General features: G+C 34.6%; 19 protein-coding genes and 1 other RNA gene. 12 read left to right on the plus strand and 8 right to left on the minus strand.

What is annotated here, in order from left to right; genetic code table 11:
* Positions 1-14: 14 nt before the first annotated feature.
* Positions 15-1,220, minus strand: coding sequence for an NAD(P)-dependent oxidoreductase (locus tag O5O44_RS12850; protein ID WP_289194683.1), 1,206 nt, complete (start codon positions 1,218-1,220; stop codon positions 15-17).
* A 282-nt stretch (positions 1,221-1,502) separates the two neighbouring features.
* On the opposite strand from O5O44_RS12850, the gene ssrA reads away from it, so the two are divergent.
* Positions 1,503-1,897: a transfer-messenger RNA gene (gene ssrA / locus O5O44_RS12855) on the plus strand.
* A gap of 219 nt (positions 1,898-2,116) precedes the next feature.
* On the opposite strand, the gene O5O44_RS12860 is transcribed toward ssrA, so the two are convergent.
* The 5 genes from O5O44_RS12860 to O5O44_RS12880 form a co-directional block, all read right to left on the minus strand.
* Positions 2,117-2,386: a hypothetical protein gene (locus O5O44_RS12860; protein WP_019388810.1), complete on the minus strand. Its 270-nt coding sequence runs from the start codon at positions 2,384-2,386 to the stop codon at positions 2,117-2,119.
* A 211-nt stretch (positions 2,387-2,597) separates the two neighbouring features.
* Positions 2,598-2,993: a rhodanese-like domain-containing protein gene (locus O5O44_RS12865; RefSeq protein WP_289194684.1), complete on the minus strand. Its 396-nt coding sequence runs from the start codon at positions 2,991-2,993 to the stop codon at positions 2,598-2,600.
* 4 nt (positions 2,994-2,997) lie between these two features.
* Positions 2,998-3,318 (minus strand): rhodanese-like domain-containing protein, encoded by a 321-nt coding sequence (locus tag O5O44_RS12870; protein WP_019388812.1) that lies wholly within the window; start codon positions 3,316-3,318, stop codon positions 2,998-3,000.
* A 104-nt stretch (positions 3,319-3,422) separates the two neighbouring features.
* Positions 3,423-4,040 (minus strand): thioredoxin family protein, encoded by a 618-nt coding sequence (locus O5O44_RS12875; protein ID WP_289194685.1) that lies wholly within the window; start codon positions 4,038-4,040, stop codon positions 3,423-3,425.
* 6 nt (positions 4,041-4,046) lie between these two features.
* Entirely contained in the window at positions 4,047-4,592 is a 546-nt protein-coding gene (locus O5O44_RS12880; RefSeq protein WP_289194686.1) for a TlpA disulfide reductase family protein, read from the minus strand.
* 297 nt (positions 4,593-4,889) lie between these two features.
* Here O5O44_RS12880 and O5O44_RS12885 point away from each other — a divergent pair, with 297 nt between their 5' ends.
* From O5O44_RS12885 to O5O44_RS12935, 11 genes are all read left to right on the plus strand, one after another.
* On the plus strand, positions 4,890-6,296 hold the full coding sequence (locus O5O44_RS12885) for an anthranilate synthase component I family protein (RefSeq protein WP_289194687.1): 1,407 nt from the start codon (positions 4,890-4,892) through the stop codon (positions 6,294-6,296).
* A 1-nt stretch (position 6,297) separates the two neighbouring features.
* A complete protein-coding gene (locus O5O44_RS12890) occupies positions 6,298-6,864 on the plus strand; it encodes an anthranilate synthase component II (protein WP_289194688.1) in 567 nt (188 codons plus the stop codon).
* Between the two features lie 8 nt (positions 6,865-6,872).
* Positions 6,873-7,865 carry an anthranilate phosphoribosyltransferase gene (gene trpD, locus O5O44_RS12895; RefSeq protein ID WP_289194689.1) on the plus strand — a complete coding sequence of 331 codons (993 nt, stop codon included), beginning with the start codon at positions 6,873-6,875 and terminating at the stop codon, positions 7,863-7,865.
* Positions 7,862-8,650: an indole-3-glycerol phosphate synthase TrpC gene (gene trpC / locus O5O44_RS12900; RefSeq protein ID WP_289194690.1), complete on the plus strand. Its 789-nt coding sequence runs from the start codon at positions 7,862-7,864 to the stop codon at positions 8,648-8,650. The genes trpD and trpC overlap by 4 nt, the downstream gene beginning before the upstream one ends.
* Positions 8,651-8,776: 126 nt before the next feature.
* The gene (locus O5O44_RS12905) at positions 8,777-9,409 is read left to right on the plus strand and encodes a phosphoribosylanthranilate isomerase (RefSeq protein ID WP_289194691.1); all 633 of its coding nucleotides are present in this window, start codon (positions 8,777-8,779) and stop codon (positions 9,407-9,409) included.
* The gene (gene trpB, locus O5O44_RS12910; protein ID WP_289194692.1) at positions 9,406-10,587 is read left to right on the plus strand and encodes a tryptophan synthase subunit beta; all 1,182 of its coding nucleotides are present in this window, start codon (positions 9,406-9,408) and stop codon (positions 10,585-10,587) included. The genes O5O44_RS12905 and trpB overlap by 4 nt, the downstream gene beginning before the upstream one ends.
* 118 nt (positions 10,588-10,705) lie before the next feature.
* The gene (gene trpA / locus O5O44_RS12915; protein ID WP_289194693.1) at positions 10,706-11,470 is read left to right on the plus strand and encodes a tryptophan synthase subunit alpha; all 765 of its coding nucleotides are present in this window, start codon (positions 10,706-10,708) and stop codon (positions 11,468-11,470) included.
* A gap of 64 nt (positions 11,471-11,534) precedes the next feature.
* Positions 11,535-12,614 carry a T9SS type A sorting domain-containing protein gene (locus O5O44_RS12920; protein ID WP_289194694.1) on the plus strand — a complete coding sequence of 360 codons (1,080 nt, stop codon included), beginning with the start codon at positions 11,535-11,537 and terminating at the stop codon, positions 12,612-12,614.
* Positions 12,615-12,668: 54 nt separating this feature from the next.
* Positions 12,669-13,121, plus strand: coding sequence for a tRNA (cytidine(34)-2'-O)-methyltransferase (locus tag O5O44_RS12925; protein ID WP_289194695.1), 453 nt, complete (start codon positions 12,669-12,671; stop codon positions 13,119-13,121).
* 140 nt (positions 13,122-13,261) lie between these two features.
* Complete coding sequence (locus tag O5O44_RS12930) at positions 13,262-15,883, plus strand: chondroitinase-B domain-containing protein (RefSeq protein ID WP_289194696.1); 2,622 nt, start codon at positions 13,262-13,264, stop codon at positions 15,881-15,883.
* A gap of 12 nt (positions 15,884-15,895) precedes the next feature.
* Complete coding sequence (locus tag O5O44_RS12935) at positions 15,896-16,846, plus strand: sugar phosphate isomerase/epimerase family protein (RefSeq protein ID WP_289194697.1); 951 nt, start codon at positions 15,896-15,898, stop codon at positions 16,844-16,846.
* Positions 16,847-16,927: 81 nt separating this feature from the next.
* Here O5O44_RS12935 and O5O44_RS12940 read toward each other — a convergent pair whose 3' ends face one another.
* Both O5O44_RS12940 and O5O44_RS12945 read right to left on the minus strand, forming a co-directional pair.
* Positions 16,928-17,158 (minus strand): VF530 family protein, encoded by a 231-nt coding sequence (locus O5O44_RS12940; RefSeq protein WP_019388826.1) that lies wholly within the window; start codon positions 17,156-17,158, stop codon positions 16,928-16,930.
* Positions 17,159-17,170: 12 nt separating this feature from the next.
* Positions 17,171-18,457, minus strand: a complete 1,287-nt coding sequence (locus O5O44_RS12945) for a DEAD/DEAH box helicase (RefSeq protein WP_289194698.1) — start codon at positions 18,455-18,457, stop codon at positions 17,171-17,173.
* Between the last annotated feature and the right edge of the window lie 40 nt (positions 18,458-18,497).

Genomic DNA, 18,497 nt, shown 5'->3' on the forward strand with positions numbered 1-18,497 from the left:
AATATACTACAAACTTATTCCTTTCCATCTACATAATCTTGTAAATAAGAAAAACGTGGAGTTAGTTTACCGTTTTCTGTAATTTTTGCACGTTCTAACACACCATCCTTATCGTTATTAAAAAATGCAGGTATTACATGTTGTAAAAACATCTCGCCAAAACCTTCGCTAGCATCATGCGGAAGTTCGCATGGTAAATTATCTACTGCCATAACTACAATAGCATTATCGTTTTTATAATCTATTTCGGTTTCAGTTTTCGGGTCGTAACCGTAAATTGGATCTGCTATTGTTGATGCTCGTAATGTTGTAGCAACAGGACCATCTACATCACAACTAATATCAGCAACGACTTTAATATTGAAATCTGGAGATTTTACGTCGCCTCGCGTGTATAAATAAGGTGCGCCATCTCCATAGAAGTGACCTGCTATGAAATAATCTGTCACTTTGGCAAATCGCATAAAATCGGATTCATATGCCTGTGGATTATTAAAAAAATCGAAATTATCAAAGACTTTTCCGTCTTTACGCTTGTTATAGTCCAGTACATCAATTTTACAATAAACAGGTTCTTTAAAAGTTTCGTTTAAATATGCTTCGACTGTAACTCGTTTAATTTTCATGGCATCTAACATTTCTTGTGAACCGTTAGATACTTTACCGCTTCCTGTTAGCAATATTTTGATGTTTGGAAGCTTAATACTGTTAAGCTCTTTTATTAACGCCGCTTGATTTGGCAATGGTCCTGCTTTTGGTAATTGCCACGTATTGTATTTTAATCCCCAAGCCCGAAAACCGTTATAAGCACCTACAATTCCAGCAAAACGTCCGAAACCTATTAAACGAAATCCTTTTTCGTTTGTAATGGTTTCGTGGTCGTATAATTCGATATTTTTTTCTAAAATAGCTTTTAAGAGTTTACGATTATAAGGCTGCTTTTTAATGGTGTGCGAAAAGAAAAAATACTTTTTGTTTGGTATTAACGCATCAATTGGTACTTCTTTAACACCAATCATAACATCGTAATCGGAAACATCATTTACCACCTCGAAACCAGCATCTTGATATTGCTCATCTGGAAAAACACGAATATCGCTAGATTCTACTTTAAATTGAGCTTTAGGAAATTGATTTACAAGTTCTTTGAGTTTTGACGGCGAAAACACCACGCGACGGTCTGGTGGATTTTTACGTTCTTTTATAATGGCGAATTTCATGTTATTACTTATAATTGTATCCTGCTAAATTGATAAAATTTTTAATATCTGACAAACTTATAGTTTGGTATAAATTTTGAACGAAACTAAGTGTAAATGCAAGGTTATTGAAACTTTTTGATACCTTTGCAGCCCGCGTTAAGGATTGAGGCATTTGTTGGAGCTCCTCGCAGAGAGCGACTGCCGAAAGCCTGACCCGAAAGGGTAACGCCCACTTCTTGAAACATCCCGTAATTTATTCGGGACACTCGAAGTGACAGAATTTACTATGACATTAAAAACGGGGTCGACTGGTTTTGACAGCGAGATTAATTGAACGGTAAGCACGTCGTGTAATGATTTTGAGACACGTAAAAGGCTAAATCAAATTTTAAACGGCGAGAATAACTACGCTTTAGCTGCGTAATCTGAATTATAGTAAGATTTGCTACATTTCTACTAGGTAGAAAGGCTAAATGTCTCCGGAAAGCCTTGGTTAATGGCGTTCTTTTTTGAGGCATCGTAAATATTGACTAAGATTAGGTAGTGCTTTGTTGCCTTTTCGAGATTAAGAAGCTAAGTTGTAAGTAGGTTGTCTTTAACCAGCTTGCAATCGAAAAAACAAGAAAAGAATAAACGTGTAGAAAGCTCTTTGGTTACTTGTTTGGACGAGAGTTCGATTCTCTCCGACTCCACAATTAAGCGTAACTTGATTACGATTTATGACATGAAAAGTGCAACAATTTTAATTGATTGCACTTTGTTGTTTTAAAGCGTCAGTCCTGAAAGGACTGGAAGTTACATTTACAGGATGGGATTCATTAGTGAAAAACAAAGTTAATCTCTCCGACTCCACAAAAAAAAGCTCCTGAGATTTTATCTCAGGAGCTTTTTTTTATTGAAACAAAACAATAATCTTAACCAGCTTTTTGTTTTTCTTTCATTTTATTAAGCAACATTAATTCATGTTGTATTTCTTCTTTTCTTTCGTTGAATTTTCGAACGCGCTCATCAATCAATTCTTGATTTTTAATACGAGCTTGCCTTCTTAATTCAGCTTTTTCCAACTCTTTTTGCTGCGTTCTCTTTTGAATCATTTTTTCTCTTGCTACAGAAAAATATGAGAACCCATACATGCTCAAGAATAAAAGAGCAATAATTCCTAATATGATGTAACCGTTTTCCATTACACTTTCTATTTTAAATGCTATTAATTAATTATTTTCAAAAAATTCACCATTAAAATAATAAATAAGGGATAAAATGGCAAACTTTATATCAAAAAAAAGAAATTATAATGGCGATATAAAATAAAAAAGGTGAAGTACTAAAAAAAGTAGTTGAAAGATCATATTATCGATAAAATACACCGGCAATATTTCATTTAGGCCAATTTCATCATTTGGTAACAGTATCGAGACTTTCTTTTTGCCAGTTTAAAATGCCACCTTCTAAATCGTAAATCGTTTTGAATCCTAGAGCTTTAAAATCGGCCACACTATTAGAACTTCTTCTCCCAGAACGACAATACACAAAAACTGCCTTTTCTCTATCGAGTTTACCAATATCGTCCTTAAACGAACTAGAATGATAATTGACGTTTATAGCGTTTTTAATATGTCCTTCGTTGTACTCCTCTGGGGTTCTCACGTCTACCAATTGCGCATCTATCAAAGCCAATGAATCTTTAAATACCTGAGGGCTTAATTTAGCGGTTTGAATTTCTGTATTTGATTGGCAGTTAAACGCGGATACTGATAAAACTAAACTAAGAAAAATATAAAATCGATTCATTTTTTTATGTTTTTAAATCTACAATATCTCCTGTCCACTGCAACATACCACCTTCAAGATTATAGGCATTTTCAAAACCAAGCTGTTCCATGATTTGGCACGCTTTACCGCTTCTATTCCCAGAACGACAATACACGTAATAATTTTTGCTTTTGTCTAAATCTTCAATTTCATCAATAAATTCTTGCCCTTTGTAAATATCAATATGAATGGCGTTTGGTATTATACCTTCAGCTACTTCGGCATCGGTTCTTACATCTAAAATTACAGCGTTATCATCGTTTGATAATTTTTCTACCCATTCTTCTTGCGTTAAATCTTCCATATTTACTTTTAAAATTATATCCTACAAAATTAAGATAACTAAATTTATAGACGAAAAAAAATCCGAAGTATTACACTCCGGATTCCAATTATAAAATTTAACGTTTAAACTTTAATAGAACAACCAATAGCTTTGGTTTCTTTTTGCGTTACTTCTTCACCATTTAAAAGGGCATCCACAGCATTTTCAACATACTTTACTTTTACTGCTGAAGCATCTTTATGATTATCATCAATAGCACCAATATACTGCACTACATTGCCTTTTTTCGTTTTTTCCAGTACGTACATGTGTGGTGTTTTAGTAGCTCCAAACTTAGGATATACTTTTTGCCCTTCGTCCATTAAATAAGGAAACGTAAAGCCTTTTTCTTTCGCGCGTTTTTTCATTTCAGGCATCGCATCGCCTGGTTTAACATCAGTATTATTCGGCATTATTGCTATTACAGGATAACCTTTTGGCGCGTATTTTTCATTGAGGGCTTGTATTCTATCCTCATACATCACTGCAAATGGGCAGGTATTGCATGTAAATGTAATGATGAAACCTTTGGCATCTTTATAATCTGCCATTGAAACCATTTTTCCGTCGATATTTTTTAATGAAAAATCTTCGGCTATATCGCCAATTTGATAACCACCACTTATAGGTGTGTTTACATTGAATGCACTAATTAAAACTAGCAGAACAACTGCTGAAAGGATTTTGACTGACTTTTTCATATTTTATTATTTTATAAATTGTTTCACTTCTGTTTCTAACTCTTCATAGTTAAAAGATTGCTCATAAAATCGACGTTCACTATTCTTGTAAATTACAGTTGCTGGTATGGATCCAGACCAACTTTCGTCTACTTTTGGAATCCACGTATTCATATCGGCATCATCTAAAGCAATTACTTTAGAGACGAGATTATTTTCTTTTATAAAAGGCTTTAATTTTTTATCGTAAAGATGCGGGAAATCGAGACTTACTAAAACAACCTCAACATTTTGGTTTTTATATTCTGAATATAATTTCTCGAAATAAGGAAGCTCTTTTACACAAGGTGCGCACCAAGTTGCCCAAAAATTAACCACGTAAATTTTATCATCTTTTTTATTCAAAAATGGTTCTAGACCTGCATAATCATAAACTTCTAACTGAAAATCATCAGAAATTATCTCATTTTCAATAATCTCTTGTTGCGTTACTGCAGAAACTTCGGCTGTTTTATTCTTTTTAGCACAACTCACTATTAAAAGAATAGCAATAAATAATAGTTTTAACTTCATAAGTATAAAATTAATTAATACTTCTTTGTGTTTCTTCTAGTTTAACAAACTTTTATGTAAAAAATGATTTAAAGTTTTGTGTAAAACTATTTTCATTTCTATATTTGAACCAGTAAAACATAAATAATGAAAACTTTTTTAAATAATACTTGGTGGTGGTGCTTTCGAAACTAATCTTCGTGAAGTAAAACCCTAGTATATTTAAAACTAAAATATCCAAAAGGCTTGTCATTCACGACAAGCCTTTTTCTTTGTTCTGAATTTGTTTCAGAATCTAGAAGAAAATGAGAAACGAAAATGAAAAAATTTAGTCTGTTCACACACCACAAAAGAATTTTAACAGATACCATTACGCCGGTTTCTGTTTATTATAAAATACGCGACAAATTTCCGAATAGTATTCTGTTGGAAAGTGGTGACTACCACAGAAGTCATAAAAACTTCTCGTACATCTGTTTTAACCCGATTGCTACAATTAAAGTTGAAAACGAAGTGATTACTGAGACCTTTCCGGATGGAAGTTCTGCATCGTTGGATATTACTGAAGATGTTAATGTGGTTGATGAAATCTACAATTTTACCAAACGCTTTGATACTAAATCTGAAGAAAATTTCAAATTTATAAACAACGGTATTTTTGGTTACACAGCCTATGATGCGGTTAGGTATTTTGAAGATATTGAAATTGGAAAGAAAGACAATTCAGTGGTTATTCCAGATATGTACTATGCGGTTTATCAAAACATTATAGCCATAAATCATTTTAAAAACGAAGCTTATATTTTTGCGCACTGTTTTGAAGACACACCAAATAACATTGATGACATTGATAAGCTGATTAATATTCAAAATTTTGCCTCTTATAGTTTCAATGCTAAAGGTGATATTAAATCTAATTTAACTGATGATGAGTTTAGAGAGCATGTCGAGGTGGCAAGAAAACATTGCCAACGCGGAGATGTTTTTCAATTGGTGTTATCTAGACGATTTTCTCAAGAATTTACTGGTGATGATTTTAATATTTATCGTGCCTTACGAAGCATAAACCCGTCGCCTTATTTATTTTATTTTGATTACGGCGATTTTAAAATTTTTGGAAGTTCGCCAGAAGCGCAGCTTATTGTTGATGATGGTTTAGCTGAAATCCACCCCATTGCAGGAACTTTTAAACGCACAGGAGATGAGCATAAAGATGAGATTTTGGCTGAAAAACTCAAGAAAGACGATAAAGAAAATGCAGAGCACGTAATGCTTGTGGATTTAGCGCGTAACGATTTAAGTCGTCACGGAAGCGATGTAAAAGTCGTAACCTATCGTGAAGTTCAATTTTTCTCGCATGTTATTCACTTGGTTAGTAAAGTTACAGGGCAAAAACACAAATCAACCTCAACCATGCAAGTGGTTGCAGATACATTTCCTGCAGGAACGTTGAGCGGCGCACCAAAGCATATGGCTATGCAACTCATTGAAAAATATGAAAAGACAAGCAGAGGATATTACGGGGGAGCTATAGGTTTTATGGATTTTGATGGTAATTTTAACCACGCCATAATGATTCGGACGTTTTTAAGTAAGGATTACAAATTAAACTGGCAAGCAGGAGCAGGATTGGTTTCAAAATCAAACCAAGAAAACGAGCTGCAAGAGGTTTACAATAAATTAGGAGCATTAACTAAAGCTATTAAATTAGCAGAAGATATTTAAGATGAAAAAAGTATTAGTTATAGACAACTACGACAGTTTTACGTACAATTTAGTACACTATTTAGAAGACTTAAATTGTTATGTTACTGTAGTGAGAAACGATAAGTTAGCTTTAGAAGATGTAGAGCCTTTTGAAAAAATAGTCTTATCTCCAGGTCCTGGAATACCAGACGAAGCAGGTTTATTAAAAGCTATTATTGAACAATACGCACCAACTAAAAGTATTTTAGGTGTATGCTTGGGACAACAAGCCATTGGTGAAGTTTTTGGCGGTTCATTAATAAATCTCGATGACGTTTATCACGGTGTTGCTACTAACGTAACGATTTGTGTTGATGACGAATATATTTTTAAAGGCTTAGATAAAAATATTGAAGTAGGTCGGTATCACTCTTGGGTTGTTAACCCAGAATTACCAGAAAGTTTAGAAGCGACTTCATTTGATGCGAACGGACAAGTCATGTCTTTAAGGCACAAAACCTACGATGTAAGAGGCGTACAATACCATCCAGAATCGGTTTTAACGCCTGAAGGAAAATCAATTTTAGAAAACTGGGTAAATAACTAAAATAAGTAATGAAAGACATTTTAAATAGACTTATAAACCACGAAACCCTTACAACTGAGGAGGCAAAACAGGTTATAGTTAACATATCAAACAATATGTATAACCCTAGTCAAATTACGTGTTTCCTTTCGGTTTATATGATGCGTAGCATTACTATAGAAGAATTAAGAGGATTTAGAGATGCACTTTTAGAATTATGTGTTCCAATAAATCTTAGCGGCTATAACGCCATTGACATAGTTGGTACAGGAGGTGATGGTAAAAACACCTTCAATATTTCAACTTTATCGGCTTTCATTACCGCTGGTGCTGGAGTTCATGTTTCTAAGCATGGAAACTATGGTGTATCCTCTACTTCAGGTTCATCAAATGTCATGGAATCTCTAGGTGTAAAATTCTCGAACGATGAAGGCTTTCTAAAAAAATGTTTAGATCAAGCAGGCATCTGTATTTTACATGCGCCGTTGTTTCATCCAGCAATGAAAAATGTTGCACCTATAAGAAGAGAATTGGGCGTTAAAACGTTTTTCAATATGTTAGGACCATTAGTTAACCCTTCATTTCCTAAAAATCATGTCCTAGGTGTTTTTAATTTGGAAGTTTTAAGACTTTATAGTTTTTTACATCAAAACTCTGGACATAATTACAATATTGTTTACGCCTTAGATGGTTATGATGAAATCTCATTAACTGGAAAAGCTAAAATCGTTTCTAATCATTCTGAAAAACTGTTTTCGCCAGAAAATTTAGGGCTAAAAACGATAAAACAAGAAGCTATTTTTGGCGGAGATAGCGTTAAAGATGCAGCTAATATCTTCGTTGATATTATTAAAGGTAAAGGAACAGACGCACAAAACAATGTGGTATGTGCCAATGCAGGATTAGCCATTGCTACCTCCAATAAATTGACCCATAAAGAAGGATTTGAAATCGCGAAAGAATCGTTGTTTTCTGGTAAAGCAAAGCAAAGTTTAGACACTTTAATAGAGTTAAGCAAATGAATATTTTAGATAAAATAGTAATCGATAAGCGCAAAGAAGTTGATTTAAGAAAAAAATTGATTCCAATATCTCAACTTGAAAATTCTGTGCTTTTCAATAGAGAAACCGTTTCATTGGCTTATAAATTACGAAACAGCAAATCTGGCATAATCGCAGAACACAAACGACGCTCACCCTCAAAATCGGTAATCAATAACAATTTAAATGTTCAAGATGTCGCATCAGGATACGAAAATGCTGGTGTTTGCGGGATGTCTGTTTTAACCGATGGCAAGTACTTTGGTGGCTCGTTAGATGATTTACTTACTGCAAGAGCGAGTTGCAACTTACCTTTGTTGCGTAAGGAGTTTATAATTGATGAATATCAAATGCTTGAAGCCAAAGCTTACGGTGCTGATGTTATTTTATTAATTGCTGCCATTTTAACTAGAGACGATATCAAGAAATTTTCAGAGTTTGCCAAAAGCTTGAAATTGGATGTGCTTTTAGAAGTTCATAATGAAGAAGAGTTGCAAAAATCCATAATGCCTTCAATAGATATGTTAGGTGTAAACAATAGAAATTTAAAAACCTTCGATGTGAGTTTAAACACGAGTAAAAATTTAAGCAGTAAGATTCCTGATGACTTTGTAAAAGTATCAGAAAGTGGCATTAGTAACATTGAAGCGATAAAAGAATTACAACCTTATGGGTATCAAGGTTTTTTAATAGGTGAGAATTTTATGAAAACTGATAATCCTGGAGCTAGCGCAAAGGAGTTTATAAAAAATCTTAGCCTCCTCTAACTCCTCCAAAGGAGGAGAACACTCACTCTTGTAAAAAACATGAATAAAGATAAACGACATACTCCGCAATCAATTCCCTCCCCTTTGGGGAGGGCTAGGGAGGGGCTTGCTCTAAAAGTTTGCGGTATGAAATATCAAGATAACATAAAGCAAGTTGCAGCATTGCAGCCTGATTATCTTGGTTTTATATTCTATGAAAAATCTGCGCGTAACTTTGATTCTGAGAGTATTCCTCAATTACCGAAATCAATTAAAAAAACAGGTGTTTTTGTTGATGCCGATCTCGATTTGGTTGTTGATTATATTAAAAAACACGATTTACAAGCCGTACAATTACACGGAAAAGAATCGCCAGAATATTGCGAAAAAATTAAATCTGAAGGCATTGAAGTTATAAAAGTATTTTCAATTAAAGATGCATTTGATTTTAGTGTTTTAAATCCTTATGTAGCATTCGTTGATTATTTCTTATTCGACACCAAAGGAAAATTACCTGGAGGCAATGGCTACACCTTTGATTGGAATGTTTTAAATAATTATCCTTCAGAAAAACCATTCTTTTTAAGTGGTGGTATTGGATTAAGTGAAATTGAAGACATTAAAAACTTTGCAAAGAGCAAAGCATCAAAATATTGCTATGCTTTAGATGTAAATAGCAAATTTGAGATTGAACCCGGACTAAAAAATATTGACGATTTAAAAAAATTCAAAAAGATTTCTGCTTTATCAGGAATAACAAAATTAAAAAAAAAGCTATGAATTATAATGTTAACGAAAAAGGCTATTATGGCGAATTTGGAGGTGCATTTATTCCAGAAATGCTATACCCAAATGTTGAAGAATTACGCCAAAAGTATTTAAAAGTAATGGCTGAACCTGAATTTCAAAAGGAGTTTAATCAGCTTTTAAAAGACTATGTTGGTCGCCCTTCTCCACTCTATTTTGCCAAACGACTTTCTAAAAAATACAACACTAAAATTTACTTAAAGCGCGAGGATTTAAACCACACTGGAGCGCACAAAATTAATAATACCATTGGCCAGATATTAATGGCTAAACGTTTAGGGAAAACTAGAATTATAGCCGAAACTGGAGCAGGACAACATGGTGTTGCTACTGCTACCGTTTGCGCTTTAATGGGAATGGAATGTATCGTTTACATGGGTGAAATTGACATTGCAAGACAAGCACCAAACGTAGCTAGAATGAAAATGTTAGGCGCCAAAGTTGTTCCTGCGTTATCTGGAAGCCGTACTTTAAAAGATGCCACAAACGAAGCCATTCGGGATTGGATTAACAATCCTGTAAACACTCATTACATTATTGGTTCTGCTATTGGACCGCACCCGTATCCAGACATGGTAACCCGATTTCAGGCTGTGGTTTCAGATGAAATTAAATGGCAATTAAAGGAACAAACTGGTAATGAAAATCCTGATTATTTGGTGGCTTGTATTGGTGGCGGTAGTAATGCAGCCGGAACCTATTACCATTATTTACAAAATCCTGATGTGAAACTTATTGCTGTTGAAGCTGCTGGTTTGGGTGTAGATTCAGGTGAAAGTGCAGCCACATCGGTTTTAGGAAAAGAAGGCATTATCCATGGCTGTAAAACCTTATTGATGCAAACCAAAGATGGACAAATTACTGAGCCTTATTCGATTTCAGCTGGTTTAGATTATCCTGGTGTTGGCCCCATGCATGCGCATTTAGCTAAAACGGGGCGTGCAGAATTTATGGCCATTACTGATGATGATGCTATGAATGCAGGCTTAGAACTTTGTAAGTTGGAAGGTATTATTCCAGCCATTGAAACCTCACACGCCTTGGCTATTTTTGAACAGAAAACCTTTAAACCAGACGATGTTGTTGTTGTGAGTTTGTCTGGTAGAGGAGATAAAGATTTACAGAATTACATTGAATATTTCAAAATATAAATTGATAATGTTACGCATGCGTTAGGGATTATAGCGACATCCTTTTTTGCTTTTTCTGCAAAAAAGATATAGCGAAAAGCCCGACCCTTGTGGTAACGCCCAAAAAATAATAAAGAAAATGAATCGTATTAAAGCGAAACTTAAAGAAGATAAAAAATTATTGTCTATCTATTTTACGGCGGGGTACCCAAATATTAACGACACGGTTTCTATTATTAAAGATTTAGAGACAAATGGGGTAGATATGATTGAAATTGGTTTGCCGTTTAGCGACCCATTGGCCGATGGACCCACGATTCAAGATAGCTCTACCCAGGCTTTAAAAAATGGAATGACTACGGAGGTACTTTTTAATCAGTTAAAAGATATTCGTAAAACTGTGGATATTCCGTTGATTATAATGGGCTATTTTAACCCCATGTTTCAGTATGGTGTTGAAGCTTTTTGTAAAACATGTAAAGAAATAGGTATTGACGGTTTGATTATTCCTGATTTACCGGTTGATGTGTATCATGAAGAATATCAAACTATTTTTGAAAAATATGGATTGATAAATGTATTTTTAATTACTCCACAGACGAGTGATGAGCGTATAAGATTTATAGATTCTATATCTAACGGATTTATTTACATGGTAAGCAGTGCAAGTACAACGGGAGCTCAATCTGGTTTTGGTGACGAACAAACTGCCTATTTTGAGCGAATTGCCAAAATGAACCTTAAAAACCCTCAAATTATAGGTTTTGGGATAAGTAATAACAACACGTTTACACAAGCTACAAAATATGCCAAAGGTGCCATAATTGGTAGCGCTTTTGTAAAGCATGTTACTAAAGAGGGCATTACATCCATATCTAAGTTTGTGAAAAATATTTTGAAATAGATTTTATTACAATTGTTTGATTATCTTTGGTTAACGAAATTGGTTAACCAATTATTTAATTGCTATGAAATCTATATACTATTTAGTTGTTTTACTTTTCTCAGTATCACAAATACATGCTCAAGTTACCCTTGATGCCGATGGTTCTGGCGGTATGCAAACTTATGATTTAATAAACTCAGTTTTAGCTCCAGGCTACGACGCCGTGGAGGAACCAGATTGTAGCCACGCCCCAACTTTTCAGCATATTGATGAACCTTTTGATGCGACTTTAGGTATAAACGTCTTTCGTTTTTATATTCATGAAGCCACAGACACTGATAGATATAATGGTTCTACAGACCGCCAAAGAAATGAAATAAAAACATACGATAAATCGCCAGCAAATTTAAAAGGCGTTGAAGGCGAAAGTGTGATATATAAATGGAAGTTTAAATTGGATGCCGGTTTTCAAGTTTCATCAAGCTTTACGCATTTACACCAATTAAAATCTGTGGGTGGATTGTATGAAAGTATGCCTATGTACACCCTAACGGCTCGTAAATCGACTCCTGACAGGTTGGAATTACGTTATGCTGAAACCAACTCTCAAACTACATTGATTCAAACGGCGATAGCGCCATTTAAAGGCGAATGGGTAGAAGCTACAGAATCTATAAAATACGGCACTAATGCGGGTCCAGATTCAGGTACATATTCTATTGAATTAAAAAGAGTGAGTGATAATGCTGTATTATTAAGTTATACCGATAATGCAGTGAAAAATTGGCAAACTAATGCCGACTTTGTACGACCTAAATGGGGTATTTACAGAAGTTTAAACAATCGCACAGATTTAAGAGATGAAGAAGTCTTGTTTGCGAATTTTAGCATTGAAGAAGTTCCTACTTTGAATACTGAAGATTTTCAAAAATCATTGTTGAAAATATTTCCAAACCCAGTTAAAGATATTATGACAATTGAAACGCGTAATTTTGATTTTTCTGAAATAGAAATTTGTGATATCTCTGGAAAAAAGGTATTAAATTTTGAAACTGTAAATTCATCTAGCATCGACGTTTCTAGTTTACGACATGGTATTTATTTTGCCACATTTAAGGATCAAAACAATGCCGTTTTTAGAACTAAATTCATTAAAAAATAATCCATATTAATTGTTTATTTTTGATGGCTACAGTTAATTAAAAGTCAAAACTAAATGCCACTAAACATCGTTTTATTTGAACCCGAAATTCCTAATAACACAGGAAATATTGGGCGTTTAGCTTTAGCATCTGGCTCTCATCTCCACCTTGTAAAACCATTTGGCTTTGAAATTGACGATACGCGCTTAAAGCGCGCTGGTTTAGATTATTGGCAACATCTTCAAATTACATATTACGATAATATTGATGCGTTTTTTTCTATCAATAAAGATAAAACCATGGCGTTTTTATCTAGTCATGGCTCAAAAAATCATTGGGATATTCCTTTTGAAGACGACATGTTTTTAATTTTTGGCAAAGAATCTGTTGGACTGCCCAAAGATCTTCTTAATCAATATTCCGAAAATTTATTTAAAATTCCACTATTTAGCCAACATGTACGCAGCTTAAACCTTGCAAACGCCGTTAGTATTGTGGTTTACGAAGGCATCAAACAAATCAAGTAACATCTTCACCGTCAAAATCTTACCGATTATCTAAAACTGAAATACTTAAACGCATAAAAGTTTGATACTAATTTGATTATTATTATATTTGGTTTACCACACTGGTTAACCAATTATTTCAACAATCAAACTTTACAATTATGAAACATCAAACTACAAAAAACCAGCTTTCATTTCAAAAAGTTTTAACTCAGTTCTGTGTCATGTTACTGATAGTATTCAGTTCCTATAGCGGGGTAGCACAAACCACACACAATATTAGCGACCCTGAGGATCTTACGGCTTTATCTGCAACCCTAGCCGCTGGAGATACTGTTATTTTAGCAAACGGAACTTACTCTTCCGATGCCAGAATTAAATTTTCGCCAACTACAGGTTCCGCAGCCATGCCTATTACATTTAAAGCCGAAACTCCTGGTGGAGTAATATTTGATGGTGGTTTGCGCATGAGTATTGGTGGAGATCACGTTGTTGTTGCAGATTTCCATTGGAAAAATGGTTATGGTGCAAGCAATTTTATTGAATTTAGAGATGGCTTTGATTATGCTATTTACAGTACCATCCAGAACTGTGTAATTGAAAGTTTGGCGATACATCCAGATGATGTTGCCGATGATATAGCGAATAATTCTATTACAAAACACAGATGGATTGTTTTATATGGCACATATAATACGGTAATAAATTGTTCGTTCATGGATAAGCAAAGTGCTGGTGCGCTAGTTCTAGTAGAAGTGGCTTATAATGCTGAAGCTGACCGTTGCGCGGTTGTTGGGCATACTATTACTAACAATTATTTTTATAAATATGCTAAAATGAATGCTTCACTATCCAATTCAGGAGATAGTGAAACTATTCGTGTTGGTACTAGCGAATATCAAAATGTTGATAGTAGTGTAACTGTAAGTAATAATTACTTTGTGGAAGCTGACGGGGAAAATGAAATCATCACAAATAAGAGTAAAAACAACGTTTATACGAATAATACGTTTAGAAGATGTCGAGGTTCTTTAGTGCTTCGTCATGGTTCAAACGCTACTGTTGATGGCAATTATTTTTTAGGTGAAGATGTAGACGGAACAGGTGGTATTAGAATTACAGATAGTAATCATACCATCACCAATAATTATATTCAAGACTGTATAACTGTGCTTGATCAAGCTAGATGGAACAACGGTATCACATTTATAGGTGGTGGCGATAGTGCAAACGTTGTTTGTACATCTACAAGCGTATCAAACGGTTATCAAAAATCTGAAAACATTAATGTTTCCAACAACACTATTGTAAACACTAATGCACCGTTATTTTATAACGAAGATAAAGGCTCAACCGATCCAACGGGAACAGTTTCAAATAACTTAATCTATTTTGCTACTAGTGATCCAAATTTATCTGATGTTATTTCAGGTGATAGCGCCAGTGCATTTGCTAATCTTGGAACCGCTTTAGCCTATTCAGGAAACGTTTTTACAGGTACCAATTTAGGAGCAACAACTACAGGGTTTTCTGAAGAAAACGGAATAACAGCAACAGCAGATGGTGAAATATTTACATTTTCAGGGACTGGTTCTGCTGGCAAAGGTGCGGATATGGGTGCTTATGAACCAGCCACCGATGCTACGGTAGGTTATGGCATAGGAGCTTGTTTTTTAAATAATGTAGGAGGTCCAATTTCAAATGGTGATTGCTCAGTAGTTATAGGCGATTATTTAACGGTTAGTAGTTTATCAACACTTCCTGCATCGGCATCTAGTAACGATATAACTGTTAATTCGAATGTAAGTTGGACGGCTGCTTCAAATGACAGCTGGATAACCATCAATACAAACTCTGGAACAGGAAATGCAACTGTTTCGGTTTCCGTTACCGAAAATACAGATACAAGTACCAGAACAGGTTCTGTAACTTTTACACAAGATCCAGGAGGCGATGATATTGTAAGAACCTTGAATGTAACACAAGAAGGCGCTGAAATTACCTCACTTTATACCTTAATAAACACAGGAACTGCGACCGACCCAGTGACTATAGATTCCTTTTCGAAAGAAGAAGTAAACGGCACAACAAAATTTAATTATGCCGCAAACACTTTAGATAAAGATAATGGATCGGTTTGGGCAGCCGATGATGGCGCTGTTTTAGCTGGAGATTACAAAGGTGATGGTGAATACATTATTTACAGTTTAGGCGATTTATATAACTTAGATTTTATCCAGTTTACAACCACTAACAAATCAGATCCTTTTGGATATCAAATATGGGTTTCTACTACTGGAACAGAAACAGCAGACTTCACTATGGTTTTACCCACAACTGGCGAGTTATTGCTTACCGCAACTAGCACAACCGCTTTTAATCAATATGAAGTAGATGCTGAAGCTCGTTATGTGAAATTAATGGGCTACGGAAGATTTAACAGTGCAGGAGATACAAGAACAAGTCAATGGAATGCCATTGGTGAAATTGAGTTTTTTGGTGAATTAAGTTCTTTATCAGTTGAAGACAATGCCTTTGAAAAGCAGATTAAAATATATCCGAATCCAGTAACAGATAACTTTACAATTAAGAGTGAACAAAGCAATTTAAAAGCCCTTAAAGTTTATAATCTTGATGGTAGATTAGTTTTAGAGCAATCTTATAAATCATCACAATCTGAAATTAGTATTGATGTGTCATCATTTTCAAATGGCTTATATTTAATAAATCTTTCAAGTGATAGCGATTCTCAACAAACAAAACCTATTGTTGTTTCACATTAAAAAATAAAAAACATGAGCTCAATTACTAGACGATCTTTTACAAAACAAGCAGCACTGGGCATTGGGTTCATTCCTTTGCTAGGTTTTTCTAATAATTTATTTGAAAATGAATCTAATACAGATACATTATCTATTCATTTATTTTCAAAACATTTGCAATTTCTTAACCTTGAACAAGCAGGTGAGAAAGCTGCTGAATTAGGGTTTCAAGGGTTAGATTTAACTGTAAGACCAAAAGGCCATGTTTTGCCAGAAACTGTAATTGAAGATTTACCAAAAGCCATAGCCGATATTAAAAAAGGTGGCTCGACTTGTTTAATGATGACAACCGCTGTTGAAGACGCAGCGAACCAAACAGATGTTAACGTCTTAAAAACTGCTGCTCAACTCGGTATAAAATACTATAGAGCTAATTGGTTTAAATATTCTGAAGAACGCACCATGGAAGCCGATTTAGAATACTACCAACAAAAGATAAAAACGCTTAGTTTACTTAATAAACAACTTGGTATTTCGGGTTGTTACCAAAACCATGCAGGACGCTCTGTGGGAGCTTCTATTTGGGAAATTAAAAAGATATTAGAGCAAGCTGAACCTGGTTATTTTGGTACTCAATATGATATCAGACATGCTATGGTAGAAGGTGGACTGTCTTGGGAAAATGGCTTAAAACTTATAAAATCATCAATAAATACTATTGTTCTTAAAGATTACAAATGGGGACAAGTAAATGGTGTGTGGAAACCTATTAATGTGCCTATAGGCGAAGGTATGGTAAATTTTAAAAAATATTTTTCGCTATTAAAAGCATATAAAATCAATGTTCCGGTAAGTCTGCATTTGGAATATGATTTAGGAGGTGCTGAAAAAGGTAAAAAAGAGATTACCATTGAAAAAAAAGAGGTTTATAAAGCCATGAAAAAAGATTTAGTTGCTGTACAACGGTTATGGCAAGAAGCTTAAATATAGGACTAATTAAATAGCAATCTAAGTAGATTTACTGCTTCTAAAAAAAGGCTCAAGTTTTCACTTGAGCCTTTTTATTTAATTCGCTTTTCTGTTTTTCAGCATCTTCAAATACATTGTTTCAACCTTAGTTCTTGCCCAAGGCGTTCTACGTAAAAATTTCAAGCTTGATTTTACCGAAGGATTATCAGTAAAACATTTAATTTTTATGTTATAGCCCATATATTCCCAACCATAATGCGCCACCAAATCGTTTATAATTTGTTCTAATTTAATTCCATGAAGTGGATTATTGGGTTGCGATTCCATTAACGATATTTATTAATTCCGTCTGTCGTTTCTGCGACTATCACTATTGCGTTTTGGGCGTCTGGAATTATTACTTTTTTGACTATTCGAATTATTCGATCTTGAATTTCTAGAACGATTACCTCCTCCACGTTGTTGCCTTTTTTCAGGCTGTGTCGAAGCATTAGGATCGGGTTCAAATCCTTCTATAATTTCAACTGGTAATTTCATTTCAATCAACTTTTCAATATCTCTTAAAAAAGTTGTTTCATCTGCGCTTACTAACGACAATGCTTCACCACTAGCTCCTGCTCTACCAGTTCTACCAATTCTGTGTACATAATCTTCAGAGATATTTGGCAATTCAAAATTTATAACATGTGGTAACAACGGAATATCCAATCCACGAGCCGCAATATCTGTAGCTACTAAAACTCGAACTTTTCCGGTTTTAAATCCTGCCAAAGCTTTTGTTCTTGCTCCTTGACTTTTATTGCCATGAATAGCCGCTGCCGTAATTCCAGATTTTATCATTTTTTCACAGAGCCTATTAGCGCCATGTTTTGTTCTGGTAAATACCAAAACCTGTTTCCAGTTACCTTCAGAAATTAACTTAATAATCAATCCTGTTTTTAAGCCTTTAGCAACACGATATACTTTTTGACTTATGGCTTCAACAGTCGTGTTTTCAGGTGTTGCTTCAACTTGCACGGGATGGTTTAAAATACCATGTGCTAATTTCTTTATATCCTTAGAAAACGTTGCCGAAAACATTAAATTCTGGCGTTTCTCAGGCATTGATTTTATAACGCGCTCGATATCTCTTAAAAAACCCATATCTAGCATACGGTCGGCTTCATCTAAAACAAAAATTTCAACACGCTTTAACGATAATAACCCTTGACTCTGTAAATCTAATAAACGACCCGGAGTAGCCACCAAAATATCGATACCTTGCCGAATGGTTGCGGCTTGAGGCTTCTGATTAACACCACCAAAAATAACAGCGCTTCTTAAGTTTAAAAACTCGCTATATTCTTTAACATTGGTATATACCTGAGCTGCTAGTTCTCTGGTTGGTGTTAGTATTAAAGCACGAATGGGTCTGTATTTTTCTTTTGGGTTTTCAGAAAGAATGTGTAATAGTGGTAATGTAAAACCCGCTGTTTTTCCTGTTCCTGTTTGTGCCGATGCTAATACGTCTTTACCTTCTAAAACTGGAGGTATTGCTTTTTGTTGAATAGGACTTGGGGTGGTGTATCCTTTTTTGCTAACTGCTTTTAGCAAGGCTTCGGATAAGCCTAAAGATTGAAATGACATATATTGTGTTTATGAAGATCCGTAACGGACGTTTGAGATA

The organism is Algibacter luteus (assembly GCF_030344935.1).
GTDB lineage: Bacteria > Bacteroidota > Bacteroidia > Flavobacteriales > Flavobacteriaceae > Arenitalea > Arenitalea lutea.